A 25441-nucleotide genomic window follows, 5' to 3' on the forward strand; every position below is an offset into this window, starting at 1 on the left:
GCGCTACTGCACGCTGATGCGTAGCGCAGCCGCCGTCGCGAACGGGCTTAACGTTGCGCTGCCAGCCAGCAGCGCGCCCAGAATAGCCATGTACCCCTCAACAGGGAGGCGCATGGAAGCCGCATCCATCGCGGCGGTAGCAAAAATCAGTAACGGGATGGTCAGCGGCAGCACCAGCACGCTCAGCAGTACCCCGCCGCGTTTGAGCCCGACCGTTAATCCCACCCCAGGCGCCCCGAGGAACCCCAGCGTCGGCGTGCCCAGCAGCAGGGTCAGGGCCATAATTTTCCAGCCGTAGAGGTCCATGCCGAGCAGGAGCGCAATCACCGGAGAGAGGATCAGCAGCGGCAGTCCGGTCACCATCCAGTGCGCCATCACTTTCGCCAGCACCACCGCCGGGAGCGGCAGGGGCAGCAGCATCAGTTGCTCCAGACTGCCGTCCTGCAGGTCGTCACGAAACAGGCGCTCCAGCGCCAGCAGCGAGGCGAGCAGCGCGGCGACCCAGATAATGCCGGGGGCAATGCGCGCCAGCAGCTGCGGCTCCGGGCCAAGACTCAGCGGGAAAAGGGTGATGACGATCAGGAAAAACCACAGCGGATTGGCGATCTCTGCGCTGTGGCGGAAGGCTACCCGCAGCTCAAGGCGGAAGATGCGCCACATCATTGCCCGGCCCTCTCACTGGTCAGCGCGATACGGCGGATTTTATCCCCCGCCACGTTCAGCGGCTGGTGGGTGGTCATGATCACCATCCCGCCCCGGGCGGTGTGGTCGGCCATGCGCCGGGTCAGGCGTTCGACGCCGTTGACATCGATGGCGGTAAAGGGTTCGTCGAGGATCCAGAGGATGGCGTGGGTCAGCCAGAGACGTGCCAGCGCCACGCGGCGCTGCTGGCCAGCGGAGAGCTGGTTAACGGGAATGTCTTCATAGCCGGCCAGCCCCGCCTGTGCAAGGGCATCCATACACCGGGCGCTGTCGCCGTGATGATGGAAAAAGCGCAGGTTCTCCAGCGCCGTCAGCCGGGTTTTGATCCCCGGCTGGTGGCCAAGCCACAGCAGATGTTGATGATAGCTGTCGCGGTCCCGATGCAGGGGCTCGCCCTGCCAGCACACCTCCCCGGCATCGGGGCGCGCCAGCCCGGTGAGCAGCCGCAGCAGGGTGGTTTTCCCCGCGCCGTTACCCCCGGTAATCTGTATCCACTCCCCGGCGTTCACCTGGAATGAGAGATCGCTGAACAGGATTCGGTCATCCCGTTCGCAGAGCAGTCCTTTGGCTTCAAGTTGGCCCACGCATTAACATCCTGTTAAAAGCCCGGTTTGACGTGGCGCATATCCGGGAGCTTGTGCGCAATCCCTTTATGGCAGTCAATACAGGTCTGTCCATCCTTCACCGCCTGGTCGTGCATTTTCGCTGCGACCCCTTTCTGGGCGGTGAGATCCATAAACTCAAAGTTGTGGCAGTTACGGCATTCCTGAGAGTTGTTCTCTTTCATCCGCCGCCACTCGTTTTGCGCCATGGCCAGACGGTGCGCTTCAAATTTCTGCGGCGTATCAATCAGTCCTAAGGCTTTGGCGTACAGCTCCTTGCTGGCCTGGATCTTGCGGATCATCTTCGGCACAAACTCGTGCGGCACGTGGCAATCCGGGCAGGTGGCGCGTACCCCGCTGCGGTTGTTGTAGTGCACGGACTCCATATACTCCTGATAGACCGTGTTACGCATTTCGTGACAGCTGATGCAAAATTCTTCGGTGTTGGCCTTTTCCATCCCGGTGTTGAAACCGCCCCAGAAAATAATGCCGCCGACAAAGCCGATTAACAGCAGCGTACCCAGCGCCAGGCGGCTGGGGCGACGCCACCAGTGCCAGAGACGCTTAATCCAGCCTGGTTTACGGGTAGACTTTTCCATCATGACCTCTTATTTTCCGTAACCTTTCGAGGGGGTGAAGGTGTTCTCCACAATCGGCGCGGCGTCAGACTGCGGCACGTGGCACTGCAGGCAGAAGTAACGACGCGGTGCCACCTCGGCCCCGACGTTGCCGTTGCTGTCCATAAAGTGGGTCGGGCTGATGCGCGGCGCGCCAGTAGTGCGATAGCTCTCCACGCCGTGACACTGCAGGCAGCGGTTAGTGTTGGTAGTGACCTGATAGCCATCCACGCTGTGCGGGATCATCGGCGGCTGGTTAACATAGTTCAGCGGCATGCGACCCTGCTCTTTCTGGATGCGGATCGTCCCCTCCTGGGTCCCGGAGACTTCCGGCGACTGGCTGAGATCCACGCCATTTGCGGCCCACACCGCGCCGCTCACCACCAGGGCAAGCCCGGCCATCCATTGACATAGCGCCTTCTTCAGGTCATGGCTTTTCATTGTTTCGCTCCCGAACTCCATCGCGTAGTTAGTGTAAAAACATCCTCAGAACAGACATCGACACAGCGACCGCAGACCAGACAGTCACGGCTGGTCACCTGCACCGGGCTTTGCTCATCCAGCACCGGGGCACGCAGCACATGCGGTTCCGGGCACACATGGAAACAGTCCATACAGCGGGTGCAGCGGTGGCGATCGTGTGCGGCCACCGTTAACACGCCTTTGCTGCCCAGCACGCCGTACAGGGCGCCCGTCGGGCAGAGATGCCCGCACCAGCCGTGCTCGACGACCAGTAAATCAAATAAAAACAGGGCGATAATCAACAGTGCGCCGCTGCCGAAGCCCAGCACCAGGCTCCGTCCCATCAGGGAAACCGGGTTGATCCATTCCCACAGCAGCGTGCCGGTCAGCGCGGAACCCGCCAGCACCATTCCCGGCACGACATAGCGGATATGACGTGGAATGGTCGCGGAGTGATTCAGGTCAAATCGTCTGCGCAGGGCGCTGGCAAGATCCGTTACCGGGTTCAGCGGGCAGACCCAGCCGCAGAACAGCCGCTTACCGGCCAGGGCATACAGCAGGGTGATAATCACCGCCCCGGTCAGCGCCAGCACGGCGGGCAGATGGCCGCTGGCGAGGCTTTGCAGAGCCATCAGCGGATCGGTCAGCGGCACCCTGTCCAGCAGCAGGCTGCTGCTGTAGTTGCCATGCAGGATCCACACCCCCAGCCAGGGCCCGGTGAGGAACATCCCCAGAATGGCGAACTGGCTGAGGCGACGCAGAACCAGCCAGCGGTGGCTGCGCCACCAGCCCTTTTTCGCCTGCGCTTCACGCCCGGCATCACGCTTACGGTTTGCCATCGTTGCCCTCCAGCCAGCCGAAGCGGTAGTGATGGCCCAACTCCCCTTTCGCCAGCGACAGCGGCAGGACTTTGATCGCCGGTTGCTCCAGGACGCAGACCTTCTCGCATTTACCGCAGCCGGTGCAGGCCTCGCTGTGTACGGTGGGCAGAAAACGGGCGTGCTTGCCGGTGCGCAGATTGCGATCCAGCTCGAGGGTGATGGCCTCGTCGATTTTTGGGCAGTCGCGGTAGCACACGTCGCAGCGCAAGCCCTGGAAGTTGAGGCAGTTCTCCTGATCCAGCAGCACCGCCAGCCCCATGCGCGCATCGTCAATACTGGCGATCCCGCGATCCAGCGCCCCGCTCGGGCAGACCCGGGCGCAGGGAATGTCTTCGCACATTTCGCAAGGGATATCGCGTGCCACAAAGTACGGCGTGCCAGCCGACAGCCCCGAGGCCAGCGTCGCCAGCTTCAGGGTGTCGTACGGACAGGCCTGCACGCACTGGCCGCAGCGTACGCAGGCGCGGGCAAAAGCTTCTTCGTCCAGCGCCCCGGGCGGACGCAACCGCACGCCGGCGGCGCGGGCGGTATGTTGTTGTAATCCCAGCGCGACGCCCACGGCGGCCAGCCCACCCGCGGTGCGCAGTACATCGCGCAGAAAGCGGCGGCGGCCATTCGGTTTCGCAGACCGGGACATCGCAATTACACCTTCGCCAGCTTAACGGCGCACTTCTTGAAATCCGTCTCTTTGGAGAGCGGATCCGTCGCGTCGAGGGTCAGGTTATTGACCATCTGCGCGGCGTCGAAGAACGGCATATAGACCAGTCCCTGCGGAGGACGGTTCCGGCCCCGGGTTTCGACAATAGACATCACTTCACCCCGGCGGGAGATCACTCTCACCTTTTCACCGCGACGCAGATCTCGCGCTTTGGCATCCAGCGGGTGAATAAACAGCACCGCTTCCGGGAAGGCGCGGTGCAGCTCAGGCACGCGGCGCGTCATGCTGCCGGTGTGCCAGTGCTCCAGCACGCGGCCGGTGGAGAGCCAGAGGTCGAACTCGGCGTCCGGCGCTTCGGCGGCCGGTTCGAACGGCAGGGCGAAGATCACCGCTTTGCCATCCGGCTTGCCGTAGAACTTATAGCCCTCGCCCGCTTTGACGTACGGGTCATGGCCTTCGCTGTAGCGCCACTGGGTCTCTTTCCCGTCCACCACCGGCCAGCGCAATCCGCGCGCCTTGTGGTACTCATCGAACGGGGCCAGATCGTGACCGTGACCGCGACCAAACCAGGCGTACTCTTCAAACAGCCCTTTCTGCAGATAGAAACCCAGCTCGCGGGATTCGTCGTTCAACTGGTCTTCCGCCATCTCGCTCAGCGGGAACTTCGTCACCGCAGGGGTGGCAAACAGCACCTCGAACAGGGTTTTGCCGCGCAGCTCCGGCTTCTGCGCCAACAGTTCTTCCGGCCAGACCTCGTCGGTTTTAAAGCGGCGCGCAAATTCCACCAACTGCCAGAGGTCGGATTTGGCCTCGCCCGGGGCTTTAATCTGCTGACGCCAGAACTGGGTGCGACGTTCCGCGTTGCCGTAGGCGCCCTCTTTCTCAACCCACATCGCGGTAGGCAGGATCAGGTCTGCGGCAAGGGCGCTGACGGTCGGGTACGGGTCGGAGACGATGATAAAGTTGCGCGGATCGCGCCAGCCCGGCATGCGCTCTTCGTTAATGTTCGGCCCGGCCTGCATGTTGTTGGTGCACATCGTCCAGTAGACGTTCAGCTTACCGTCCTTCAGGGCGCGGTCCTGGGCCACGGCGTGCAGCCCCACTTTCGCCGGAATGGTTCCGGCGGGGATCTGCCACTGCTGCTCGCAGATCGCACGGTGCTTGTCGTTGGTAACGACCATGTCCGCCGGCAGACGGTGGGCGAAGGTACCCACTTCACGGGCGGTGCCGCAGGCGGAAGGCTGGCCCGTCAGGGAGAACGGCCCGCAGCCCGGCTGGGCAATTTTGCCGGTCAGCAGGTGGATGTTGTAGACCAGATTGTTGGCCCACACGCCGCGGGTATGCTGGTTGAAGCCCATCGTCCAGTAGGAGATGACCTTCTTGTTCGGATCGGCATACAGCTTCGCCAGCGCTTCCAGCTGATCCTTCGGCACGCCGGTCATTTCCGCGGTTTTATCCAGGCTGTACTCCGCCACGAAGGCTTTGTAGTCCTCAAAGCTCATCGGCTCGGAGGCATCCGACCCCGGGTTTTTCGCCGCTTTTTCCAGCGGATGGGTTGGACGCAGGCCGTAGCCGATATCCGTGACCCCTTTGCGCAGGTTGACGTGCTTGCTGAAGAAATCCTGATTAATCGCGTCGTTTTGAATGATGTAGTTGGCGATATAGTTGAGGATCACCAGGTCGGTTTGCGGGGTGAAGATCATGCCGTTATCCGCCAGCTCAAAGCTGCGGTGCTGGAAGGTGGAGAGTACGGCGACGGTGACGTTCGGGTCCGACAGGCGGCGGTTGGTGATGCGCGACCAGAGGATCGGGTGCATCTCCGCCATGTTAGCGCCCCACAGGACGAAGGCGTCGGTCTGCTCAATATCGTCATAGCAGCCCATCGGCTCATCCATCCCAAAGGTACGCATAAAGCCCACCACCGCCGACGCCATGCAGTGACGCGCGTTCGGATCGATGTTGTTGGAGCGGAACCCGGCTTTAAACAGCTTGGCGGCGGCATAGCCTTCCCAGATAGTCCACTGGCCGGAACCGAACATGCCGATGGACTCGGGGCCCTTCTCTTTCAGCGCGGTTTTGAACTTCTCTTCCATCACATCGAAGGCCTGTTCCCAGCTGATAGGGGTAAACTCACCCTCTTTATGGTACTGGCCCTCCTTCATGCGCAGCAGCGGCTGGGTTAAGCGATCCTTTCCGTACATGATTTTGGGCAGGAAGTAGCCCTTAATGCAGTTCAGGCCGCGGTTAACCGGCGCTTCCGGATCGCCCTGACAGGCCACAATCCGCCCCTGCTGGGTCCCCACCAGCACGCCACAGCCGGTACCGCAAAAACGGCATGGCGCTTTATCCCACTTGATGGCTTCCTGCTGCCCCACAACCGCCCGGGCCACGCCCGGCACGCTTAGCCCGGCAGCCGCCGCAGCGGCCGCAACGGCGTTAGCTTTCATAAAGCTACGACGACTGAGTTTCATGGTGTTTCCTCACCTTGCTCATCCTGCTGGTGATAAACCAGCGACACCGCCAGTACGTCCGTAACGTTGCGTACCGACTCAATTGTTTGCATTAGCGTGTCGTGGTGTTCCGCCTCGACCACCACGATCATCTGACCGCTCTCCCTGTCGCTGAGGGCGACCTCGCAGCCAGCAAAGTCACTCAACCGGGCGCTGAGGGTGCTGATGTGCTGAGGTTTAGCCTGAACAATCAGGCTGCAGACTTGCCAGCTGGTGTGCATGGGGATACTCCGCGTTAATGGCCAATACCGGGCAGCTGGCGACACAGGCCCCGCATCCGTTACATGCCTGATGATTGAGCTGCGGCTGATAAATGCCTGACAGCCCGGGACGAAACCCGATCGCCATGGGCTCGCAGCTGTCCTGACAGCGATGACACTCAACGGACTGATAGGCGAGGCAATGTGCCCCGACGGTAAAAATCAGATCCCAGGCCCTGGTGTGGCGCGTAAGAAAGAGTGACTCAGGACAGACCTGCGCGCAGGCCGCGCAGAAGCTGCATTCGCCCAACTGGAAATTGACGGTCGGATAGCCCCCCTGGCCGCGTTCAAGAATGTGGTTTTCACAGGCCTGGATGCAGGCGTCGCAGCGGGTGCACTGGGCAAAAAAGCGTTCTGCTTCCCCGCTCCAGGGTGGACGGATCCCGCTGTTGGCGTGACGCCATCTGCCTGTCAGCACGCCCCGACGGGAGAGATCAACCATGACACCGCCCTTCCATAACGACACTTGCCTGGATGGCGAAGCGACAATAAAAACCGCACTGTCTGTGCGTGGTTATTTTTGCAGATAAGATATTTCAGGATGTGTTAGAGGTGCATACCCCAATGGAGGTAAATGCGGTAGGTAGATCAACAAAGTAGCGGGTTAGTCGGCTGAACGCAGGCCAGCACAGGGCAGTCCATTGAAAACGGCAGCTTTTTTACAGATAACCAGGGATGAAGGGGTAACTGACAGACTTAAATGGTACGCCCTAAAGGATTCGAACCTTTGACCTACGGCTTAGAAGGCCGTTGCTCTATCCAACTGAGCTAAGGGCGCATGGAAATGCGTGTAGTGCGAGGTGGTGAAACGCCTGGAATTATACGGTCAATGTCTGATGAGTCAATGCCTTTTGGCGCGATCGCTTCTCTTATATCCTGTTGCCCGCGGTTCCTGAAGGAAGACGTCTGTTTTTTCGCCATGGCGCACACCGAATAACTACGAAATGCCTTAGCCATAATTAAGCCGCGCCTGCTATTTTCGCCCCCCGTTTGCCCGCACACTACCCGCGATGTTCCGGTGCCCGTATGCCGGAACACACCAGGATAGTGAAGTGGGTGCCGCATGCTTTTCTGCTCTGCCAAAAAATGGCCTGATCCGACTGTTGCGCTCAGCTTCTCAAACAGCAGAGGGATGATATGCGCATCAATGTACGCCGCTACCGACGGCGTCGCACGGGAAGTGATTCTATAGGTTTCGCACACCCCCCCTTCAGTGCGCCCTTTTTTGACCGCCTTGTTTACCTGAGCCAGTCCATCAATCAGCGCCGTAAAACAGATGCCCCCTGGCTGGTGCTGGTCACCAACGATCGTTTTCTCTGTACCGGGTTACAGGCTGGTCCCTTCCCACTGAACCACTGCCGTCAGTTCGACACCCTTACGCCTGCAATAAGCGCTATCCAGCAGTGGCCCTCGGCAAGGCTGGTGGTTGATATGGAGTGCCGGACGCTGCCCCTGATGGATACGCTCGACAGCCTGCGCAGGCTGAGGCTGTATCCCCCCTACACGCCGGTCCATCTGTTGGTGCGTGCGGATGATGTCGACCAACGGCTTTTTTGCCGGGCTGCCGGTCCGTTTAACCTCATTGAACGCCAGTCCTCTTCCGCCCTGCTTCAGCAGAAGCTCTCCCGCAACCATCGCCCCGTCACCTCTGGCGGGGAGCGGTTTACACGGGAGGAGTGGGCCATTCTGCGCCTGTTAACCTGTGGGGAGTCGTTACGCAACATTGCGTGCCTGTGCGATCGCCCTTACAGCCGCATCGTCTACCGGGTGGGGCGCATCATTGATAAGCTCGGCCTGCATCGCCGCCAGGCGCTGCTGCACCTGTTGCATCGCCTGGCCGGTTAACACGTTATCCCCTGGATCGTTACGAGATGACTGAGGCGTTGTTGTGAGTTTTATGCATTAATTTAACAACTTACAAACAATAGCAACTATTCCTAATTTCCCCTTTCAGCAACGTTAAATCCCGACCGACGGGCGCATTGCAACATTTTTGCTCAGTCGTTAAGGTTTGGTTGAGTCGGTTAATATTATGATAATGATGTAAAACAAATTACTTCAGCATTCCTCGCCCTGGGGCACTGAATGGCATGCAGACGATCCTGCGATCCCGGCATGAGGAACGTTTTACGGGTGCCAGCGACCATCACAAAAAATTAACAATCAGAGGGTTGTATTATTTTTATTATGAGAAAATCACGATAATCCATGCAAATGAGAATTAGTGGATATTTAGCCTCTTTTTAAAATATTCACTTAAATTATCCAGAAGATCATGTTGAGAAACCGGATGAAGTCAATCTTCAGACTTTTCGCACAACCGTTAAAAGGTATACTAAGTCATATTCCAGCCGTGAATGAAAAATACAATTTCATTTACCTGGTTAATTTCTTTTCAGTCACTGCGCTGCGGGACTCTTTTTAGTATGACGTAAACAAGGATGCTTTCGCTCTTTCCAGGGAATAAGAACTATCCTTCCGGCTTACCCGCGCTTAAACAATCTGAGGCATAACAATGAAACCGGCATCCGTCATCATTATGGACGAACACCCTATTGTCAGAATGTCGATAGAAGTCCTGCTACAGAAAAATAAAAACATTGTCATCACGCTTAAATCGGGAGACTGCCATGAAGCCCTCGATCATATCCGTCATCACCCAGTCGATATGGTGATCCTTGATATTGACCTTCCGGGAATGGATGGATTTACCTTATTGAAAAGAATCAAAAAATTAAATAATAAAATTAAAGTGCTGTTCTTGTCGTCGAAATCAGAATCCTTTTATGCCGGGCGAGCCATGCGTGCCGGGGCCAATGGCTTTGTCAGCAAGCGAAAAGATCTGGGTGATATCTATAATGCCGTGCAGATGCTGCTTGGGGGATATTCATTCTTCCCTGCCGATACGCTAAATCTTATAAACCATTCAACTACGCGGAAAGGGAATCCGACCGACATGCCGTTATCCAACCGGGAAGTCACGGTATTACGTTATCTGGCAAATGGATTATCGAACAAAGAAATTGCTGCACAATTATTACTGAGCAATAAAACAATTAGCGCCCACAAGTCAAATATCTATATGAAATTAGGCGTGCAGAGTATTGTTGAACTTATTGATTATGCCAAAGATCATGAACTGCTTTAAATAAAGCCCCTCCCTGTCACACCATAATGTTTCAGGGAGGCTTCTCGTTTAATAGTAATTAATCATAAAAGTCGCATCTGCGTCGGCACGCCCCGGCTGAGGATTGTTAGCCGTGGCAATATAGTTGGCATAAAACGCCAGCTCCGCATTTCCTGCCGCATCCACAGTCACTTTGCGACTGGCCTGCTGAAGCGGCAGACGCGTTTTGGTCCCATCAAGAATTTCCACCGCCACCGAGCGAGCCTGGCTGGCATCATTCAGGGCCAGCAGTTGGTTATCACTGGCATCCGCGATGCCAGAAAAGGTGACTGACGCGGCCCCTGGCGGACAGCCCGTGAGCTTCAGGGTAAAAGGTATCGCCTGCGTGCGGCTGCCCGTGGTACTGAGCTGTCGGGTCGGCCAGCGACCCAGCTGCACCGTTTTGTTGCTGTCACTGCCTTCTGCCACGCACGTAAAATCCACAATGTTGCCGTAGAGCTGAATATTGATGTGCCCCAGAGGCGAATCCGCCTGAGCGTGTGGCAGCCACAGCGCAGCGGCGACCAGCCCCCCCGTGATCCCTGTACGCATGTTGTCTCCTTACTGATAATCCACGCGCAAATAGCCGCGCGAGGTAAAGCGCCCTTCCGCCGGTTTATGGCCGGTGATACTGACCGGCCACGCCATAATCCCCACCTGCGCTGAGGCGTTATCATCCAGACGGAACGGGATCAGGCTGCCGGGATGGTTGGGTGTGAGCGGAGTACCGGACGCATTCGCCACCATAAACCCCACATCCGGGTTATCGGACACCAGCATGCTGCCGGAGGCTTTTTCCGCCTCGATGCGCAGGGTTAGCCAGGCGTTGGCCTCGACGTTGGTGCATTTGATGGCCAGAGTTTTGCTCTGCGCCGAGACCCCTTCAGGCCGGTTTCCGGCCCCTGCTTTGCTAAACAGCGAGGCGCCGATATCACCGAAATCAAATTCCACGATCTGCCCGACGTTGATCGCGCAGCTCTGCGGCACCTGAATAGTGCCGCTATAGGAGAGGGTATAAACCGGCGTACTGAACGGGTCGGAGGAGGTTGTCGTGACGTAGACGCGGAACATCGTTGCACGCGGGATCACCACCATATTGATAAACCGCCGCGTCACTTTCAGGCGGAAGATCAGGCTGGAATCTTGCACCGGAAAGGCCTGGTTCTTCGGCACGTTTGGATGGCTGCCCATCTGGATATAGTTTTGCGGGGGATAAAAGACGCCGGCATAGCTGTCGGTAATTTTCATCGCCCCCTCGAGATACTCATTCAGTCGCAAATACTTGTAGTTATCCATCGTTGTGGTGATCGGGAAATCCGTGACATAGCTGCGCAGGGTGGTGGTTCCCGTCGTCCCTTTTGGGCAGATCGCCTTGACGCCCACCCACTGGGATTTTTCGCTGAGGGTGACGATTTGCCCCGGCTGGTTATTGGAATGGGTAAAGGTATCCGACAGATCGTAAAAGATATCCGTCGGCACGCCCGTTTCGTTGGCGCATACGCTCGCCAGCGCCTGTGCGGCGGGCAGCAATGCCAGCAGCGGCATCAGCAGGCAGCGGGTATTAATCACAGCGGATCTCCTTAAGCGTGATCGCCTGTTGCAGGCTCTTTTCCGGCAGCGTGTAGGGCGCGCGACACTGTGCATTCGCGCCTTCGCCCCACTGAATTAACAGCTCACCGCTAAGCTGCAGGCCGCTCAGGTAAATCTGCCCGTCCTCCCCCGCCATACTGGTGACGCCCGTTTTGCTCTCACGCACGACGGCACCAAACGGCACCGGCTGGCTGGCGTGGTTCACGGTCAGCAAAGCACGCACGCCGATGCGAGTATCAAAGCTGGCACGCACCAGCGCGCCTTTAGTAGGCACCACGCTGCTGACGTTGTTTTCAATGTCGGTGCTGGTGCTCATGGTGTTGGTATTCAGCGCAACGCGGTTGTAGCGATACACCGTGGCGTAAGGCATCACCGCGTAACCGCGCCAGTCGGTTTTCACCCCGGTCTGGTTCTCGATACTGACGCCCGATGCTCCCGGGGCTTTGATCAGCACATTGGTATCCCCCAGCGGCTGGCTTAAGGTGACACCATCTGCATGCCCCACCACACCGCCCGACACCTGCCAGTTGAGATCGTGCTGCTGGCGGGAGTAGTTATACCCGGCCCCCAGTGAGCCGTAAGTGGCCTGCCAGTTGGCACCGGCGCTACCGCTGCCACCGGTGTGACTGTTGTGGCCCTGGGTCAGGCTGTAGCTCAGGTTGTGCTGGTCCAGGAGCGTGCCGCTGATGCCGGTTTGCACGCTGGTATCGCCCCCACGGCTACGACTCGCCGAGGCTGTGGCCCAGGCACGATCCCACGCGCTGTCGCGGCGAAAACCCTGGCCGGTAAACAGGCTGAACGGAACCGACACATTCAGGGAAACAATGTTGTCGGTACCACCGATCTCCGCGGCCTGGTTCCACGACCAGGAGACGGAGTAGCTCACCCCCCGGATGCCGCCAGCATAGCCGAGCTGATACCAGACGCTGGCGTCGCGGTTTCCCCACCAGGTCTGTTCGCTGCCGGAGAGATACACTGAGCCGTAATCCCCCAGCGACTGAGAAATATTGACCTGCAGGCGCCCTTTTTTATTCCACGCCAGGTTGTGATAACTCTGCACATCCGGCACGCCGTCATGGTCGCTGTCATCGCCATATTGATAGCGCTCCATCGTGCGCCATGCCACGTCATCGAGGGTGTAAAACCCGGTGGTTGAGTAGCGATAACCCAGCAGCTGGAGGTGTGTCCCCAGGGTGTTCAACGATTTGGCATACAGGAAGCGCAGGGATTGCCCTTCGTGGCGGCTGTCGTCCGCCAGCTGGCTGCGGGCGTGGGTGATATCGAGCGAGAGGGCTCCCCAGTCGCCGAGATTTTTACCCGCCCCAAGGGCCAGCGCCGTGTAACGTGCGGCGAGCTGTGTGCCGCCGTAAAGCGTGTAGCCCTTCGTAAGACCCGCAATCAGCGTCCCCTGGGCGAAGGAGGGTGACTCCTGGTCGCGGTTACCGCTGCGGTAATCTCCGGCAACCAGATCATATTTCAGGCGACCTTCACGCTGCAGCAGCGGCACGGTTGAGTACGGCACGGTGTAGCGTTGCTGGCTGCTGTCGTTCTCTTCCACCGTGACGTCAAGATCGCCGCTTGATGAGGTCGGGTTCAGGTCGGCGATGGCAAAGGCCCCGGCCTGGACATAGCTTTGATAGATTACGTACCCGTTTTGACGGATAACCACTTTGGCCGGCGTTCGCGCGATGCCCCGCACCGTGGGGGCATAGCCCTGCATGCTGTCGGGGTACATGCTGTCGGAGGAGTACAGTCGTCCCCCGCGAAAACCCACGCTGTCAAAGACATCGTTCCCGGTGTTGCTGTCGCCCACCACCAGCTCGCTTTTCAGGGGAATGATCGTGCGCTGCACCCAGGTGCCAATGTTTTGCCATTCGGTATGCCGACTGCCGTTGCTGTGGGTATCCCGCCACGAGCCGGTGTTACGCAGTCGCCAGGCTCCATAATTCAGCCCGCTTTGCAGGTTCAGATAATAGCTGTCATCGTCAGTTCCCCGGTTGCCACTGAAGCTGTAGTTCAACAGCATCGCCGGGATGCCCTGATCCCACTGGTCCGGAGGAATGTAGCCGCGGGCGCTGTTGTGCATCGCCACCTGCGGCAGGCTGATGTTCAGACGTAGCGATGCAAAATTAAAGTCAATTTCACTGCCCGGAATGGCCGTTTTCAGCGGGATACAGTGCCCTGCCGCCACCGTTGCCAGCGCCGGGAACGCGGGCACATTCACCCCCATCCGCTCCAGCATGGCGCGGGTAATACAGGGTGTCAGCCCGCCGGCAGGCGGCGGTGAGTCCTCTTCTGCTGCCTCAAAAGGTATATCCAGGGTGCCGATAAACTCATCGTTACGCCAGACGTCAACGCGGTACGTGCCCGGTGCCTGCTGGTGGCCCTGCTCGAAACGCGACAAATCCGCGACATTGGCCGTGCCGTCGGTTAAAAAAGCCGGGTTAAAGTAGCTTTCGCTCTGGCTCAGCGGTGACCAGATCGTGGTTATCAGGGCCACTGCCATCGGGCAATAACATCCTCGCGCGTGCGTCATGATCCTGCCTCTGCTCACAGGCTGACACTGCGGGCTGGCGTAATCGCGCCATAGTCGTTAACGCTCTGCCAGGAGAGGCTGCCGCTGGCCCCGGCCGGGATCGCCTGCATGGCGTGATTTTTTGGGGCGATCATCAGGTTATCCAGTTTCTGCCCGCCGAGCTGAATATTGACCAGCGTGATGTAATAAGGTGAGGCATTACTCACCTTCAGGTAGTTGCCTGCGCGCGCAAAGCGCAGGTGCGACAGGCCTTCCTCCGGCGGCATCTCTAGTCTGGCTGGCCGCACGAAGAGCTTGATCCGCGACAAAATCGCCAGCTGCAGGACGTTTTTGCCTTCCAGACTGGCTTTATTCACCGACGGGATCGCCTTCACGTTCATAAAAAAGAGCGATTCGCGATCGTCGGGCAGCGGCGGTCCGGCGTAAATAATCCGCAAGGTGTTCTCACTGTTCGGCTCGCTGACAAACAGCGGTGGCGTCACGGCGAAGGTTTTTTCTTTTTTTCCCTGCTCGTTTTCAATCCAGGCATTAATTAAATAGCGCTCTTGCTTATTGCTGTTGGTCATTGCAAGGGAGGTCTGCTGCGCCTCTGCCGGATAAATAACCCGGGTGGCCCCCAGAGCAATCCCCCCCGATGCACAGGCGACCCCGGATATAAGGCTATAAACAAAATAAACAACCGCGCCCGATTTAACGATCAGGTTCATCACCAGGTTACCTTTAATAAAATATTTACAGATCTGTATGTCGTCAGAAATAAACGTTAGCCAGACACAAGGTAAAAGGTCTCATCCCTGAGACCTGACGCGCTATTATTCGTACTTCATCACGAAGGTTGCGTCGGCGTTTGCCTGGCCGGGTTGGGTGGTCGCCGCGGTCGCTTTATAACGTGCGGCAAAGTTCAGGGTGTTGGAGCCTTCAATCAGCGCCTGGGCCGCAGAGAAGCTGGCGCCATCCGGGGTCAGCGTGCTGGATTTATTGTCGAGGATTTCAATGCCCACGCCTTTCGCCGCGTTGTCGTTGCTGCCGGAAGAGACTGCCAGCAGGGTGTCGTCAGTGGCATCAATCTGACCGGTAAAGGCCACGGACGCGGTTTTCGCCACCGCCGGATCGCAGTCGTTCAGTTGAATGGTAAACGGGATATTTACCGTGGTGTCGCCCACTTTGGTAAATTTCGCCGTCCGGTACTGCCCCAGATAAACAATCTGATCGGCAGATTTGGTATTTACTGCACAGGCCGCGTTGACTAATTCACCTTTAAAATGCACGGTGCCGCCATTAACCGAAACCGCTGGCGGATCTTCAGCCCAGACTGCGCCAGACATTAATACCAGAGTAGCAACCACAGCCGCTGAAATAGAAGTTAAATTCATAGGTTTTCCTTTAAATGTAAAAAGCCCTTCCCGATGGCAACCGGAAAGTAGGGTGACTATCACTTGCATAATTGATGCATTATTTTGGACGTGGCTAAAGTAGCCCAGGAATAAAGCGGTGAATATGCCCAAATACTGCCAGTTAACCCGGTTACCTCCTAAAATCGCCTAAGAAAGTACCCATCCAGAATGCGGGGTTATCGGGGGGCGCGGCAGGGGAATGGTGAAATCTCGCAAAGTGTGACTGACATCAGCCCTCGCTTCTGACAAAATATGCGCAATCCCCCTTTCATACCTTACAGATGGAATCTTCTCTCTGATGGCAGCAAAGATTATTGACGGTAAAACGATTGCGCAGCAGGTGCGCTCTGAGGTTGCGGAAAAAGTGAAGGCGCGTACAGCGGCCGGAAAACGCGCCCCCGGGCTGGCCGTTGTGCTGGTCGGCAGCAACCCGGCATCGCAAATTTATGTCGGCAGCAAGCGTAAAGCTTGTGAAGAGGTGGGCTTTCTCTCCCGCTCATACGATCTGCCGGAAACCACTTCCGAAGCAGAGCTGCTGGAGCTGATTGATACCCTGAACGCCGATGACGCGATCGACGGCATTCTGGTCCAACTGCCGCTGCCTGCGGGCATCGACAACGTGAAGGTGCTGGAACGTATTGCGCCAGACAAAGACGTGGACGGTTTCCATCCGTACAACGTTGGCCGTCTGTGCCAGCGTGCGCCGCGCCTGCGTCCGTGCACCCCGCGCGGCATCGTTACGCTGCTGGAGCGTTATAACATCGACACCTACGGCCTGAACGCCGTGGTGATTGGCGCATCCAATATCGTGGGTCGCCCGATGAGCATGGAGTTGCTGCTGGCTGGCTGCACCACCACCGTCACCCACCGCTTCACCAAAAATCTGCGTCAGCACGTCGAAAATGCCGACCTGCTGATCGTGGCCGTAGGCAAACCGGGCTTTATTCCGGGTGAGTGGATCAAAGAAGGGGCGATTGTCGTGGACGTGGGGATTAACCGTCTGGAGAGCGGCAAAGTGGTAGGCGATGTGGTGTACGACGATGCCGCTGCCCGCGCCTCTTATATCACCCCGGTTCCGGGCGGCGTTGGTCCGATGACCGTCGCTACACTGATTCAGAATACTTTGCAGGCGTGCGTTGAGTATCACGACGTAGAGGAAGCGTAAGATGGCCACTTTTTCATTAGGTAAACACCCGCACGTTGAGCTGTGCGATCTGCTGAAGCTGGAAGGCTGGAGCGAGAGCGGCGCCCAGGCCAAGATCGTCATTGCCGACGGTCTGGTTAAAGTGGATGGCGTGGTTGAGACCCGCAAGCGCTGCAAGATTGTTGCAGGTCAGACGGTAAGTTTTGAAGGTCAGAGCGTAACGGTTACCGCCTGAGCCGTCTGATGCCCGGCGGCGCTTCGCTTGCCGGGCCTACAACCCCTCTTCTCCAATCCCCCACATCCATCGCGGTTAATTATCGATCAACTTCAAATAATCACTATTTCATCTGTTGAAATGTGAAAATTAAGTTGCGCGATTTTCAGACTTTCCCCACGATAAGTAGAACGTTCTACTAAAACGTTCTACTTACAATAACAGCGCCTAAAAAAGCGCTACTCGGGGGAAATCAGCATGAGTCTGATATCAGGGTTTGTTAAATCGTTGTCGAAATTATCGATGATTGGTCGCGCCTTAATGCTGCCGATCTCACTGCTTCCCGCTGCAGGCCTGCTGTTGGCCTTCGGGGATAAGTTCCACCTGCCGCTGATGATGAACGCGGGCGGCGTCATTTTTGATAACCTGCCGATGCTGTTTGCCATCGGTTCGGCCGTCGGGCTGGCATCTGAATCCGGGATCGCGGCGCTGTCGGCGGCGGTGGCGGTGTTTGTCACCAACATTACCATCGGCACCGTACTCGGCATTACGCCGGAGATGGCCTCCCAGGGCGGGAAATACGCCATGGTGGTGGGCATCCCGACGCTGCAGATGGGGGTCTTTGGCGGCCTGCTGTGCGGTATCCTCGCTGCCTGGTGTTATAACCGCTTTCACACCATGCAGTTGCCGGAATTCCTTGGCTTCTTCTCCGGGAAGCGTTTTGTCGCCATTGCCACGGCGTTCCTGTCGTTCCTGATGGGCCTGCTGCTGCCGTACATCTGGCAACATATCCAGGCCGGTATCGACGCCCTGTCGGTAGTGGTTAACGGCGATAACCAGGCGGCATCGACCTTTATCTTTGGTCTGGTGGAGCGTGCGCTGATCCCGCTGGGTCTGCACCACATCTGGTATCCGTCGTTCTGGTATTCGTTCGGGGATTACACCACCCAGGCGGGCCAGGTGATCCACGGCGACCAGACTATCTGGTTCAAAATGCTGGAAGAAGGCACCAAATCCTTCAGCAGCGACACCTACCAGAACGCCGGTAAGTTCATGCAGGGCGAGTTCCCGCTGATGCTGTTCGCGCTGCCTGCGGCCTGTCTGGCGATGTACCACGAAGCGCACACCAAAAACAAAAAGATCGCCGCCGGGATCCTGTTCTCTGCCGCACTCACCTGCTTCCTGACCGGGATCACCGAGCCGGTAGAGTTCACCTTTATCTTCGTGGCGCCGATCCTCTACGTCTTTAACGCCATCATGGCGGGCCTGGCGTACATGACCATGTACCTGATGCATGCGCATATCGCCAAATCCTTCTCTGCCGGCTTTATCGACTACCTGTCGTTCGGGATCCTGCCGTCGTTTAACGGCTACCAGACCAACTTCCTCAACGCCATTATCATCGGGATCCCGATGGCGCTGATTTACTACTTCACCTTCCGCTTCGTGATCCGTCGTTTCGACGTGAAAACGCCGGGCCGCACCGAAGTCACCGCCAATGCGAATGACAAAACGGACACGGAGATTGCCACCGAGATTATCGGCCTGCTGGGCGGGGCGCAGAACATCGACTCCGTCGGCTCCTGCATCACCCGTCTGCGTCTGGAAGTGGCGAAGAGCGAGATGGTGGATAAAGACGGTCTGAACGGCCTCGGCGCACGCGGCGTGGTCTTCGTCGGCGACTCCGGCATTCAGGTTATCTTTGGCGCCCGGGCGCAGTTTATCGCCCAGACCATGTCCACCATGATCGGTAAATAATAAGCTGCCTGACCGACACGTCTCCTGTATCTTACGGGAGACGTTGTCTTATCAGGCATTTCAGGGAGAAGATGTGAAGAAGGTCAGCATCATTGATGTCGCCAGAGAGGCAGGGGTTTCCGTCTCCACCGTCTCGCTGGTCCTGCGTCAGAAAGGAAAGATCTCCGGGGCGACGATCGACAAAGTCAACGCCGCCATCACCGCCCTGGGCTACGTGCATAACGTCGCCGCTGCCAACCTCCGCGCCAATACCTCTAATCTTATCGGTCTGATCCTGCGTGACTTCAGCGACAGCTTTTCCATCAAGGTGATGGCGAGCATCGTCCAGGAGCTTGAGAAGCAGGGTTATATGGTTTTTCTCGGCCAGCCGCTGAACGATGGCGAGCACCTGGAGCGCTGCCTGCTCTCCTTTAAGCAGCAGGGCGTCGCCGGGGTGATCTACCTGGCGTCTGACACCCGCCATGCCACCCTGCCGGAATTGATCCGTCAGTGTCCGCTGCCGCTGGTGGCGGTGTCGCAGTCGCTGCTGGATGAAACCTGCAATCTGGTGATGCGCGATAACCGCCAGGCGGCGCATCTGGCCACCCGCTATCTGATTGAGCGCGGCCATCGCCATATCGCCTATCTCGGCGGCAGGGAAGGCGATCTGATCCGCGAGCAGCGTCTGCTCGGTTTTCGCAGCGCGATGACGCAAAACGGGCTGGTGTTCCGGGATGAATCCGCTCCCGCCTGCAGCGACGATACGCGGGCGGTGAGTTTCGCTACCCGGCAACTGCTGGAGAAAAACAACACCATCACCGCCCTGCTCTGCCATTCGCCGGATGCGATGATCGGTTCTATCTCCGGCATTCATCACGTCGGCCGCACGGTGGGGAAAGATGTGTTCCTGACCCAGCAGGTGGCGCTGGTGGGGTTTGAGGATATGCTGCACGTCAACCTTACCTCTCCGTCCTTTACCTATGTCTCCTCCGCCAGCGAAGAGACGGGTCGTCAGGCGGCGGGGCTGATGATCCGCAAGCTGAAAGAGCCTGAACTGCAAACCCAGCGCATTACCCTGTCGGGGCAGCTGATCGCCCGGGAATCGGCATAATTCAGATTTACGCCCGGCTCTGCGTTTAGCTGCGCTCTGCTATATTTCCATGATTTGCCATGGATAATTGTTATGCCAACCATCATTACCCACGCCGCGGTACCGATTTGCCTGGGCTTAGGGCTGGGCACCCGGGTTATTCCCCCTCGCCTGCTGTTTGCCGGGATTGTCCTCGCCATGCTGCCGGATGCCGACGTGCTGTCGTTTAAGTTCGGTGTCGCCTACGGCAATATTTTTGGTCATCGCGGCTTTACCCACTCCCTGCTGTTCGCTTTTGTAGTGCCGTTACTCTGCGTGTTAGTCGCCCGACGATGGTTCAGGGCTGGCCTGGTGCGCTGCTGGCTGTTTTTAACCGTATCGCTGCTGTCGCACAGCCTGCTGGACTCGGTGACGACGGGCGGGAAAGGAGTCGGCTGGCTGTGGCCGTGGTCGGATGAACGCTTTTTTGCGCCCTGGCAGGTGATCAAGGTCGCGCCCTTTGCGCTGTCGCGCTACACCACACCTTACGGGCATCAGGTGATTCTTTCGGAACTGCTGTGGGTGTGGTTGCCGGGGGTGGTGCTGATGGGGTTGTTGTGGTGGCGGCGGCGGTAAAAAAAACCGGGTGGCGCTGCGCTTACCCGGCCTACGTTCGTGCTTTTGTAGGCCCGGCAAGCATCGCGCCGCCGGGCATTACGGACTTATTTACGGCGCCAGGTGGTGCCCTGCGGGCCATCCTCCAGGATGATCCCCATCTCGGTGAGACGGTTTCGCGCGGCATCAGCTGCGGCCCAGTCTTTCGCCTGACGGGCTTCCAGACGGGCTTTGATCAGCGCTTCAATCTCCGCCACTTCGCCATCATCCGCCTGAGCACCGCTCTGGAGGAACACTTCCGGCTCCTGCTCCAGCAGACCCAGCACGCCAGCCAGCTTACGCATATGGGAGGCCAGCGCGTTAGCGGCATGGGCATCTTCGCCTTTCAGACGGTTCACTTCACGGGCCATATCAAACAGCGCCGAGTAGGCTTCCGGGGTGTTGAAGTCGTCGTTCATCGCCTCGACAAAGCGGGCTTCGAACGCCTCGCCACCGGCTGCGGCCACGGAAGTGTCGGTCCCGCGCAGGGCGGTGTACAGACGCTCCAGGGCGGAACGCGCCTGCTTGAGGTTCTCTTCGCTGTAGTTCAGCTGGCTGCGATAGTGGCCGGACATCAGGAAGTAGCGGATGGTTTCGGCATCGTAATACTTCAGCACGTCGCGCACGGTGAAAAAGTTGCCCAGCGATTTGGACATCTTCTCGCGGTCAATCATCACCATCCCGGAGTGCATCCAGTAGTTCACATACTCGCCGTCGTGGGCGCAGGTGGACTGGGCAATTTCGTTTTCATGGTGCGGGAACATCAGATCTGAACCGCCGCCGTGAATATCGAAGTGATTACCCAACTGTTTGCAGTTCATGGCCGAACATTCGATGTGCCAGCCCGGACGGCCCGCGCCCCACGGCGATGGCCAGCTTGGCTCGCCCTCTTTGGACATCTTCCACAGCACGAAGTCCATCGGGTTGCGCTTCACGTCCACCACGTCCACGCGCGCCCCGGCCTGAAGCTGATCCAGGTCCTGACGGGAGAGCTGGCCGTAGTGCGGATCGGTCGGGACGTCGAACATCACGTCGCCGTTGTCCGCCACGTAGGCGTGACCTTTGGCAATCAGCTGTTCGGTGATCTCAATGATCTCAGGGATATGGTGCGTGGCACGCGGCTCGAGGTCCGGGCGCAAGATATTCAGCGCGTCAAAATCCTTGTGCATTTCGGCAATCATGCGGTCGACTAATGCGACGAAGTTTTCGCCGTTCTCGTTAGCACGCTTGATAATTTTGTCGTCGATATCGGTGATATTGCGTACATACTTAAGGTTGTACCCGAGGAAACGCAGATAGCGTGACACCACGTCGAAGGCGACGAAGGTACGGCCATGGCCGATATGACAGAGATCGTAAACGGTAATACCACACACGTACATGCCGACTTCCCCGGCATGAATAGGTTTGAATTCCTCTTTTTGGCGCGTCAGTGTGTTGAAGATTTTTAACATCGAAGATTCCATGTGAGACGTGTGTGGGTGAAAACCGCGTATTCTACCCGTAATTCAAACGCGAAGCAGCACACAATGCAAGGTGATCGCGCCGTGAGGTTATGCTATAACAAGCGCTTATTGTGGCCCCCCGCGGGGTCGAAGCACCACTATAAACGGAACAGGATGCAAAAATGGTTACTTTCCACACTAATCATGGCGATATCGTAATCAAGACCTTTGATGACAAAGCGCCTGAAACAGTTAAAAACTTCCTGGACTACTGCCGCGAAGGTTTCTACAACAACACCATTTTCCACCGTGTTATTAACGGTTTCATGATTCAGGGCGGCGGTTTTGAGCCTGGCATGAACCAGAAAGAGACCAAAGCGGCAATCAAAAACGAAGCCAACAACGGTCTGAAAAACACCCGTGGTACGCTGGCAATGGCCCGTACTCAGGCTCCGCACTCTGCAACCGCGCAGTTCTTCATCAACGTGGCAGACAACGACTTCCTGAACTTCTCTGGCGAAAGCCTGCAGGGTTGGGGCTACTGCGTGTTCGCAGAAGTGGTTGAAGGCATGGACGTTGTTGAGAAGATCAAAGGCGTTTCTACCGGCCGCAGCGGTATGCACCAGGACGTTCCAAAAGAAGACGTAGTGATCACAAGCGTGACCGTCAGCGAATAATTCGTGGCGACACTCTTTATTGCAGATCTGCATCTGCAAACAGAAGAACCGGCGATCACCGCCGGTTTTCTGCGTTTTTTACAGGGTGAAGCCCGTCACGCCGACGCGCTCTACATCCTCGGGGATCTGTTCGAAGCCTGGATTGGCGACGACGATCCCAACCCGCTGCACCGCGAAATAGCGAGTGCGCTTAAAACGCTGGTTGATTCCGGCGTCCCCTGCTTCTTTATCCACGGCAATCGCGACTTTCTGATCGGCAAGCGTTTTGCCCGTGAAAGCGGCATGACTCTGCTGGCGGAAGAGACCGTCCTCGACCTGTATGGCCGCCGCGTGCTGATTATGCATGGCGACACCCTCTGCACCGACGATACTGGCTATCTGGCGTTCCGCGCCAAAGTGCATACCCCCTGGATCCAGACCCTGTTTCTCGCCCTGCCGCTGTTTATCCGCAGCCGCATTGCGGCGAAGATGCGCGCCGGCAGTAAAGCCGCCAACAGCAGCAAATCGATGACCATCATGGACGTTAACCCGCAGGCGGTCGTCAGCGTGATGGAGAAACATCAGGTGCAGTGGCTGATCCACGGCCATACCCATCGCCCGGACGTGCACGATCTGACCGTCAACGGCGAGCCCGCTCACCGCGTGGTGCTAGGGGCCTGGCACACCGAAGGCTCGATGATCAAGGTCACGCCCGAAGGCGTGGAGCTGATTGCTTTCCCGTTCTGAATCCCCCCCCCTGAAAATCATTCAATTTTTTTGAATAGTATCGGCAAATTGTTTTGATTTTAATCACACTCTGGTCGGCCTATGATTACTCACATCAGGGCAACAACGCCCTACCCCAAACAAAATCATTTAAGGAATACGACCATGAAATCCATCAAAACTTTCGTTGCAGTTGCCGCGCTTTCTCTGATCTCTTTCGGTTCTTTCGCTCAGAGCGTCAGCGCTACCGCCTCTACCCTGGACCGTGCCGAAGCGCAAATTGCCGCCCAGGCCGCTAAAGAAGGCGCCGCGTACAAAATCACCAGCGCCCAGTTCGACAACCGCGTGCACATGACCGCTGAACTGACTAAATAATTTAACTGATTGCCGTGCCGCCAGATAAGAGCCCAGCGACAGCGACAATACGATGAAGAAGGAAAAGAGAATGAAAAATATCAGCATCGTCAGCGCCCTGCTGCTGGCCGCTTCACTGTCATCTGGTGCAATGGCTGCAGAGCATCACGTCTCCATGCCGGAGGCCGGGTCGAATATCGACACCAGGTTCCAGCAGAATCATATTGATGTGAACCATGCCTTCGACAAAGAGAACCTGACCGCAGGCAATCTGCTGTAACGATGGCGTAAGCATCCTGTGAAAAGACCGCCGAAAGGCGGTTTTTTTGTTCCTGCAACAGACGGACGTTGGCAGAAGTTTTAGCCGCGCAACCGTTTTCCTTGCCTGGCTATCGTGCTATTCTCTGTCACCTCAAAAGCCGAGAATTGAGCACCACAGGAGTTTTAAGACGCATGTCTTCCAGCAATAATCCGGCGCGTGTCGCCATCGTGATGGGGTCCAAAAGCGACTGGGCTACCATGCAGTTCGCCGCCGAAATCTTTGACATCCTGAACGTTCCTCACCACGTTGAAGTGGTCTCCGCACACCGCACCCCCGATAAACTGTTCAGCTTCGCCGAAGGCGCAGAAGAGAACGGCTATCAGGTGATTATTGCCGGTGCTGGCGGGGCCGCGCATCTGCCCGGCATGATTGCCGCCAAAACCCTGGTGCCGGTGCTCGGCGTCCCGGTACAAAGCGCTGCCCTGAGCGGCGTCGACAGCCTCTACTCCATCGTGCAGATGCCGCGCGGTATTCCGGTGGGGACGCTGGCGATTGGTAAAGCCGGTGCCGCTAACGCCGCCCTGCTGGCGGCACAGATCCTCGCCACGCACGATAAAGAACTGCATCAGCGCCTGGTCGCATGGCGTACCGCCCAGACCGACGAGGTACTGGAGAACCCGGACCCGCGAGGTGCGGCATGAAACAGGTTTGCGTCCTCGGTAACGGTCAGTTAGGCCGCATGCTGCGTCAGGCCGGTGAACCACTGGGGATCGCCGTCTGGCCGGTCGGGCTGGACGATGAACCCGAAGCGGTGCCGTTTCAGCAAAGCGTGATCACCGCAGAAATTGAGCGCTGGCCAGAAACCCCGTTAACCCGGGAGCTGGCTCGCCACAACGCGTTTGTTAACCGCGACGTCTTCCCGATCATTGCCGACCGTCTGACGCAAAAACAGCTGTTCGACGATCTGCACCTGGCCACCGCGCCGTGGCAGCTGCTGACCGAGAAAGGCCAGTGGCCCGGCGTGTTTGCCACCCTGGGCGAGCTGGCGATCGTCAAGCGCCGGGTTGGCGGCTACGACGGACGCGGCCAGTGGCGTCTACGCGCCGGTGAAACCAACCAGTTGCCGGATGAGTGCTACGGCGAGTGCATCGTTGAGCAGGGAATTAACTTCAGCGGCGAAGTGTCGCTGGTGGGTGCCCGCGCCCACGACGGCAGCACCGTCTTTTATCCTCTGACCCACAACCTGCATCAGGACGGCATTCTGCGCACCAGCGTGGTCTTCCCGCAGGCCAATGCGGCCCAGCAGGCGCAGGCCGAAGGTATGCTCTCGGCCATTATGCAGGAGCTGGGCTACGTCGGCGTGATGGCGATGGAGTGCTTTGTCACCCCGGACGGCCTGCTGATCAACGAGCTGGCCCCGCGCGTGCATAACAGCGGCCACTGGACGCAAAACGGCGCTTCCATCAGCCAGTTTGAGCTGCACCTGCGCGCCATCACCCGGTTGCCGCTGCCGCAGCCGGTGGTCAACAGCCCGTCGGTGATGATCAACCTGATCGGCACCGATCTGAACTACGACTGGCTGAATCTGCCCCTGGTGCATCTGCACTGGTATGACAAAGAGGTGCGTCCGGGGCGCAAGGTCGGCCACCTCAACCTGAACGACAGCGACATTCCTCGCCTGAGCGCAACGCTCGACGCCATTGTGCCTCTGCTGCCGCCGGAATACGCCAGCGGTATCGCCTGGGCGCAGTCCACGCTGAGCTAAGCCCCACCGCCGGGGAGTTGCTATTCCCCTTCCCCGG

Annotated in this window: 28 protein-coding genes and 1 tRNA gene; 13 read left to right on the forward strand and 16 right to left on the reverse strand. The window is 57.9% G+C overall.

Annotated elements, in window-relative coordinates; genetic code table 11:
* Positions 1-3: 3 nt before the first annotated feature.
* The 10 genes from ccmB to M8318_RS10555 all read right to left on the reverse strand — a co-directional run bounded on the left by ccmB (position 4) and on the right by M8318_RS10555 (position 7470).
* Positions 4-663, reverse strand: coding sequence for a heme exporter protein CcmB (gene ccmB / locus M8318_RS10510; protein ID WP_262662458.1), 660 nt, complete (start codon positions 661-663; stop codon positions 4-6).
* Positions 660-1286 carry a cytochrome c biogenesis heme-transporting ATPase CcmA gene (gene ccmA / locus M8318_RS10515; protein ID WP_262662460.1) on the reverse strand — a complete coding sequence of 209 codons (627 nt, stop codon included), beginning with the start codon at positions 1284-1286 and terminating at the stop codon, positions 660-662. The genes ccmB and ccmA overlap by 4 nt, the downstream gene beginning before the upstream one ends.
* Positions 1287-1300: 14 nt before the next feature.
* Positions 1301-1903, reverse strand: coding sequence for a cytochrome c-type protein NapC (gene napC, locus M8318_RS10520; RefSeq protein ID WP_262662704.1), 603 nt, complete (start codon positions 1901-1903; stop codon positions 1301-1303).
* A gap of 9 nt (positions 1904-1912) precedes the next feature.
* Complete coding sequence (napB, locus tag M8318_RS10525) at positions 1913-2362, reverse strand: nitrate reductase cytochrome c-type subunit (RefSeq protein ID WP_262662461.1); 450 nt, start codon at positions 2360-2362, stop codon at positions 1913-1915.
* The gene (gene napH, locus M8318_RS10530) at positions 2359-3222 is read right to left on the reverse strand and encodes a quinol dehydrogenase ferredoxin subunit NapH (RefSeq protein ID WP_262662462.1); all 864 of its coding nucleotides are present in this window, start codon (positions 3220-3222) and stop codon (positions 2359-2361) included. Before napH ends, napB begins: the two co-directional genes overlap by 4 nt.
* Positions 3209-3901, reverse strand: a complete 693-nt coding sequence (gene napG, locus M8318_RS10535; protein ID WP_262662464.1) for a ferredoxin-type protein NapG — start codon at positions 3899-3901, stop codon at positions 3209-3211. Before napG ends, napH begins: the two co-directional genes overlap by 14 nt.
* Positions 3902-3906: 5 nt before the next feature.
* On the reverse strand, positions 3907-6393 hold the full coding sequence (napA, locus tag M8318_RS10540; protein WP_262662466.1) for a nitrate reductase catalytic subunit NapA: 2487 nt from the start codon (positions 6391-6393) through the stop codon (positions 3907-3909).
* On the reverse strand, positions 6390-6653 hold the full coding sequence (gene napD / locus M8318_RS10545) for a chaperone NapD (protein WP_262662468.1): 264 nt from the start codon (positions 6651-6653) through the stop codon (positions 6390-6392). Before napD ends, napA begins: the two co-directional genes overlap by 4 nt.
* Positions 6610-7134 carry a ferredoxin-type protein NapF gene (gene napF, locus M8318_RS10550; RefSeq protein ID WP_262662469.1) on the reverse strand — a complete coding sequence of 175 codons (525 nt, stop codon included), beginning with the start codon at positions 7132-7134 and terminating at the stop codon, positions 6610-6612. The genes napD and napF overlap by 44 nt, the downstream gene beginning before the upstream one ends.
* Positions 7135-7393: 259 nt before the next feature.
* Positions 7394-7470 (reverse strand) — tRNA-Arg (locus tag M8318_RS10555).
* Positions 7471-7829: 359 nt separating this feature from the next.
* Between M8318_RS10555 and M8318_RS10560 the strand changes: the two genes are divergently transcribed.
* Both M8318_RS10560 and fimZ read left to right on the forward strand, forming a co-directional pair.
* Positions 7830-8537, forward strand: a complete 708-nt coding sequence (locus M8318_RS10560; protein ID WP_262662470.1) for a response regulator — start codon at positions 7830-7832, stop codon at positions 8535-8537.
* Between the two features lie 670 nt (positions 8538-9207).
* The gene (gene fimZ, locus M8318_RS10565) at positions 9208-9840 is read left to right on the forward strand and encodes a fimbria biosynthesis transcriptional regulator FimZ (RefSeq protein ID WP_262662471.1); all 633 of its coding nucleotides are present in this window, start codon (positions 9208-9210) and stop codon (positions 9838-9840) included.
* Positions 9841-9888: 48 nt separating this feature from the next.
* Here fimZ and sfmF read toward each other — a convergent pair whose 3' ends face one another.
* The 5 genes from sfmF to fimA form a co-directional block, all read right to left on the reverse strand.
* On the reverse strand, positions 9889-10410 hold the full coding sequence (gene sfmF, locus M8318_RS10570) for a fimbria assembly protein (RefSeq protein WP_262662472.1): 522 nt from the start codon (positions 10408-10410) through the stop codon (positions 9889-9891).
* Between the two features lie 9 nt (positions 10411-10419).
* Positions 10420-11427, reverse strand: coding sequence for a type 1 fimbria D-mannose specific adhesin FimH (fimH, locus tag M8318_RS10575; protein ID WP_262662473.1), 1008 nt, complete (start codon positions 11425-11427; stop codon positions 10420-10422).
* Positions 11420-13984, reverse strand: a complete 2565-nt coding sequence (locus tag M8318_RS10580; RefSeq protein WP_262662474.1) for a fimbrial biogenesis usher protein — start codon at positions 13982-13984, stop codon at positions 11420-11422. The genes fimH and M8318_RS10580 overlap by 8 nt, the downstream gene beginning before the upstream one ends.
* A gap of 14 nt (positions 13985-13998) precedes the next feature.
* A complete protein-coding gene (gene fimC, locus M8318_RS10585; protein WP_262662475.1) occupies positions 13999-14691 on the reverse strand; it encodes a type 1 fimbria chaperone FimC in 693 nt (230 codons plus the stop codon).
* 105 nt (positions 14692-14796) lie between these two features.
* Entirely contained in the window at positions 14797-15357 is a 561-nt protein-coding gene (gene fimA, locus M8318_RS10590) for a type 1 fimbrial major subunit FimA (protein ID WP_262662476.1), read from the reverse strand.
* 319 nt (positions 15358-15676) lie between these two features.
* On the opposite strand from fimA, the gene folD reads away from it, so the two are divergent.
* The 5 genes from folD to M8318_RS10615 all read left to right on the forward strand — a co-directional run bounded on the left by folD (position 15677) and on the right by M8318_RS10615 (position 20178).
* Positions 15677-16543 carry a bifunctional methylenetetrahydrofolate dehydrogenase/methenyltetrahydrofolate cyclohydrolase FolD gene (gene folD, locus M8318_RS10595; protein WP_262662477.1) on the forward strand — a complete coding sequence of 289 codons (867 nt, stop codon included), beginning with the start codon at positions 15677-15679 and terminating at the stop codon, positions 16541-16543.
* A 1-nt stretch (position 16544) separates the two neighbouring features.
* Positions 16545-16757, forward strand: coding sequence for a ribosome-associated protein YbcJ (ybcJ, locus tag M8318_RS10600; RefSeq protein ID WP_023334767.1), 213 nt, complete (start codon positions 16545-16547; stop codon positions 16755-16757).
* Positions 16758-16994: 237 nt separating this feature from the next.
* A complete protein-coding gene (locus M8318_RS10605) occupies positions 16995-18494 on the forward strand; it encodes a PTS transporter subunit EIIC (protein ID WP_262662479.1) in 1500 nt (499 codons plus the stop codon).
* A 73-nt stretch (positions 18495-18567) separates the two neighbouring features.
* Positions 18568-19584 (forward strand): Mal regulon transcriptional regulator MalI, encoded by a 1017-nt coding sequence (gene malI, locus M8318_RS10610; protein ID WP_262662481.1) that lies wholly within the window; start codon positions 18568-18570, stop codon positions 19582-19584.
* Positions 19585-19656: 72 nt separating this feature from the next.
* Complete coding sequence (locus tag M8318_RS10615) at positions 19657-20178, forward strand: metal-dependent hydrolase (RefSeq protein ID WP_106992226.1); 522 nt, start codon at positions 19657-19659, stop codon at positions 20176-20178.
* An 86-nt stretch (positions 20179-20264) separates the two neighbouring features.
* Here the strand turns inward: M8318_RS10615 and cysS are convergent, their stop codons facing one another.
* Complete coding sequence (gene cysS / locus M8318_RS10620) at positions 20265-21650, reverse strand: cysteine--tRNA ligase (protein ID WP_106992225.1); 1386 nt, start codon at positions 21648-21650, stop codon at positions 20265-20267.
* Positions 21651-21823: 173 nt separating this feature from the next.
* On the opposite strand from cysS, the gene ppiB reads away from it, so the two are divergent.
* The 6 genes from ppiB to purK all read left to right on the forward strand — a co-directional run bounded on the left by ppiB (position 21824) and on the right by purK (position 25404).
* Positions 21824-22318 (forward strand): peptidylprolyl isomerase B, encoded by a 495-nt coding sequence (gene ppiB, locus M8318_RS10625; protein WP_106992224.1) that lies wholly within the window; start codon positions 21824-21826, stop codon positions 22316-22318.
* A 3-nt stretch (positions 22319-22321) separates the two neighbouring features.
* Positions 22322-23044, forward strand: a complete 723-nt coding sequence (gene lpxH / locus M8318_RS10630; protein WP_262662484.1) for a UDP-2,3-diacylglucosamine diphosphatase — start codon at positions 22322-22324, stop codon at positions 23042-23044.
* A 144-nt stretch (positions 23045-23188) separates the two neighbouring features.
* Positions 23189-23398 (forward strand): YdgH/BhsA/McbA-like domain containing protein, encoded by a 210-nt coding sequence (locus M8318_RS10635; RefSeq protein ID WP_106992222.1) that lies wholly within the window; start codon positions 23189-23191, stop codon positions 23396-23398.
* Positions 23399-23468: 70 nt separating this feature from the next.
* The gene (locus M8318_RS10640; RefSeq protein ID WP_106992221.1) at positions 23469-23657 is read left to right on the forward strand and encodes a hypothetical protein; all 189 of its coding nucleotides are present in this window, start codon (positions 23469-23471) and stop codon (positions 23655-23657) included.
* A gap of 173 nt (positions 23658-23830) precedes the next feature.
* Positions 23831-24340 (forward strand): 5-(carboxyamino)imidazole ribonucleotide mutase, encoded by a 510-nt coding sequence (gene purE / locus M8318_RS10645; protein ID WP_032616904.1) that lies wholly within the window; start codon positions 23831-23833, stop codon positions 24338-24340.
* Complete coding sequence (gene purK, locus M8318_RS10650; protein ID WP_262662485.1) at positions 24337-25404, forward strand: 5-(carboxyamino)imidazole ribonucleotide synthase; 1068 nt, start codon at positions 24337-24339, stop codon at positions 25402-25404. The genes purE and purK overlap by 4 nt, the downstream gene beginning before the upstream one ends.
* Positions 25405-25441: the final 37 nt, after the last annotated feature.

Origin of the sequence: Leclercia tamurae (genome assembly GCF_025566055.1) — a bacterium.
Lineage (GTDB): Bacteria > Pseudomonadota > Gammaproteobacteria > Enterobacterales > Enterobacteriaceae > Enterobacter > Enterobacter tamurae.

Excerpts from the sequence above, each read along its gene's own strand:
- M8318_RS10580 (WP_262662474.1), bottom strand. The coding sequence starts at position 13,984 with ATGACGCACGCGCGAGGATGTTATTGCCCGATGGCAGTGGCCCTGATA.
- fimC (WP_262662475.1), bottom strand. The coding sequence starts at position 14,691 with ATGAACCTGATCGTTAAATCGGGCGCGGTTGTTTATTTTGTTTATAGC.
- napC (WP_262662704.1), bottom strand. The coding sequence starts at position 1,903 with ATGGAAAAGTCTACCCGTAAACCAGGCTGGATTAAGCGTCTCTGGCAC.
- cysS (WP_106992225.1), bottom strand. The coding sequence starts at position 21,650 with ATGTTAAAAATCTTCAACACACTGACGCGCCAAAAAGAGGAATTCAAA.
- ppiB (WP_106992224.1), top strand. The coding sequence starts at position 21,824 with ATGGTTACTTTCCACACTAATCATGGCGATATCGTAATCAAGACCTTT.
- napB (WP_262662461.1), bottom strand. The coding sequence starts at position 2,362 with ATGAAAAGCCATGACCTGAAGAAGGCGCTATGTCAATGGATGGCCGGG.
- purE (WP_032616904.1), top strand. The coding sequence starts at position 23,831 with ATGTCTTCCAGCAATAATCCGGCGCGTGTCGCCATCGTGATGGGGTCC.
- purK (WP_262662485.1), top strand. The coding sequence starts at position 24,337 with ATGAAACAGGTTTGCGTCCTCGGTAACGGTCAGTTAGGCCGCATGCTG.
- M8318_RS10635 (WP_106992222.1), top strand. The coding sequence starts at position 23,189 with ATGAAATCCATCAAAACTTTCGTTGCAGTTGCCGCGCTTTCTCTGATC.
- fimZ (WP_262662471.1), top strand. The coding sequence starts at position 9,208 with ATGAAACCGGCATCCGTCATCATTATGGACGAACACCCTATTGTCAGA.
- napH (WP_262662462.1), bottom strand. The coding sequence starts at position 3,222 with ATGGCAAACCGTAAGCGTGATGCCGGGCGTGAAGCGCAGGCGAAAAAG.
- sfmF (WP_262662472.1), bottom strand. The coding sequence starts at position 10,410 with ATGCGTACAGGGATCACGGGGGGGCTGGTCGCCGCTGCGCTGTGGCTG.
- M8318_RS10640 (WP_106992221.1), top strand. The coding sequence starts at position 23,469 with ATGAAAAATATCAGCATCGTCAGCGCCCTGCTGCTGGCCGCTTCACTG.
- napF (WP_262662469.1), bottom strand. The coding sequence starts at position 7,134 with ATGGTTGATCTCTCCCGTCGGGGCGTGCTGACAGGCAGATGGCGTCAC.
- ccmB (WP_262662458.1), bottom strand. The coding sequence starts at position 663 with ATGATGTGGCGCATCTTCCGCCTTGAGCTGCGGGTAGCCTTCCGCCAC.
- napA (WP_262662466.1), bottom strand. The coding sequence starts at position 6,393 with ATGAAACTCAGTCGTCGTAGCTTTATGAAAGCTAACGCCGTTGCGGCC.
- fimA (WP_262662476.1), bottom strand. The coding sequence starts at position 15,357 with ATGAATTTAACTTCTATTTCAGCGGCTGTGGTTGCTACTCTGGTATTA.
- ybcJ (WP_023334767.1), top strand. The coding sequence starts at position 16,545 with ATGGCCACTTTTTCATTAGGTAAACACCCGCACGTTGAGCTGTGCGAT.
- M8318_RS10615 (WP_106992226.1), top strand. The coding sequence starts at position 19,657 with ATGCCAACCATCATTACCCACGCCGCGGTACCGATTTGCCTGGGCTTA.
- folD (WP_262662477.1), top strand. The coding sequence starts at position 15,677 with ATGGCAGCAAAGATTATTGACGGTAAAACGATTGCGCAGCAGGTGCGC.
- M8318_RS10560 (WP_262662470.1), top strand. The coding sequence starts at position 7,830 with ATGCGCATCAATGTACGCCGCTACCGACGGCGTCGCACGGGAAGTGAT.
- napD (WP_262662468.1), bottom strand. The coding sequence starts at position 6,653 with ATGCACACCAGCTGGCAAGTCTGCAGCCTGATTGTTCAGGCTAAACCT.
- napG (WP_262662464.1), bottom strand. The coding sequence starts at position 3,901 with ATGTCCCGGTCTGCGAAACCGAATGGCCGCCGCCGCTTTCTGCGCGAT.
- M8318_RS10605 (WP_262662479.1), top strand. The coding sequence starts at position 16,995 with ATGAGTCTGATATCAGGGTTTGTTAAATCGTTGTCGAAATTATCGATG.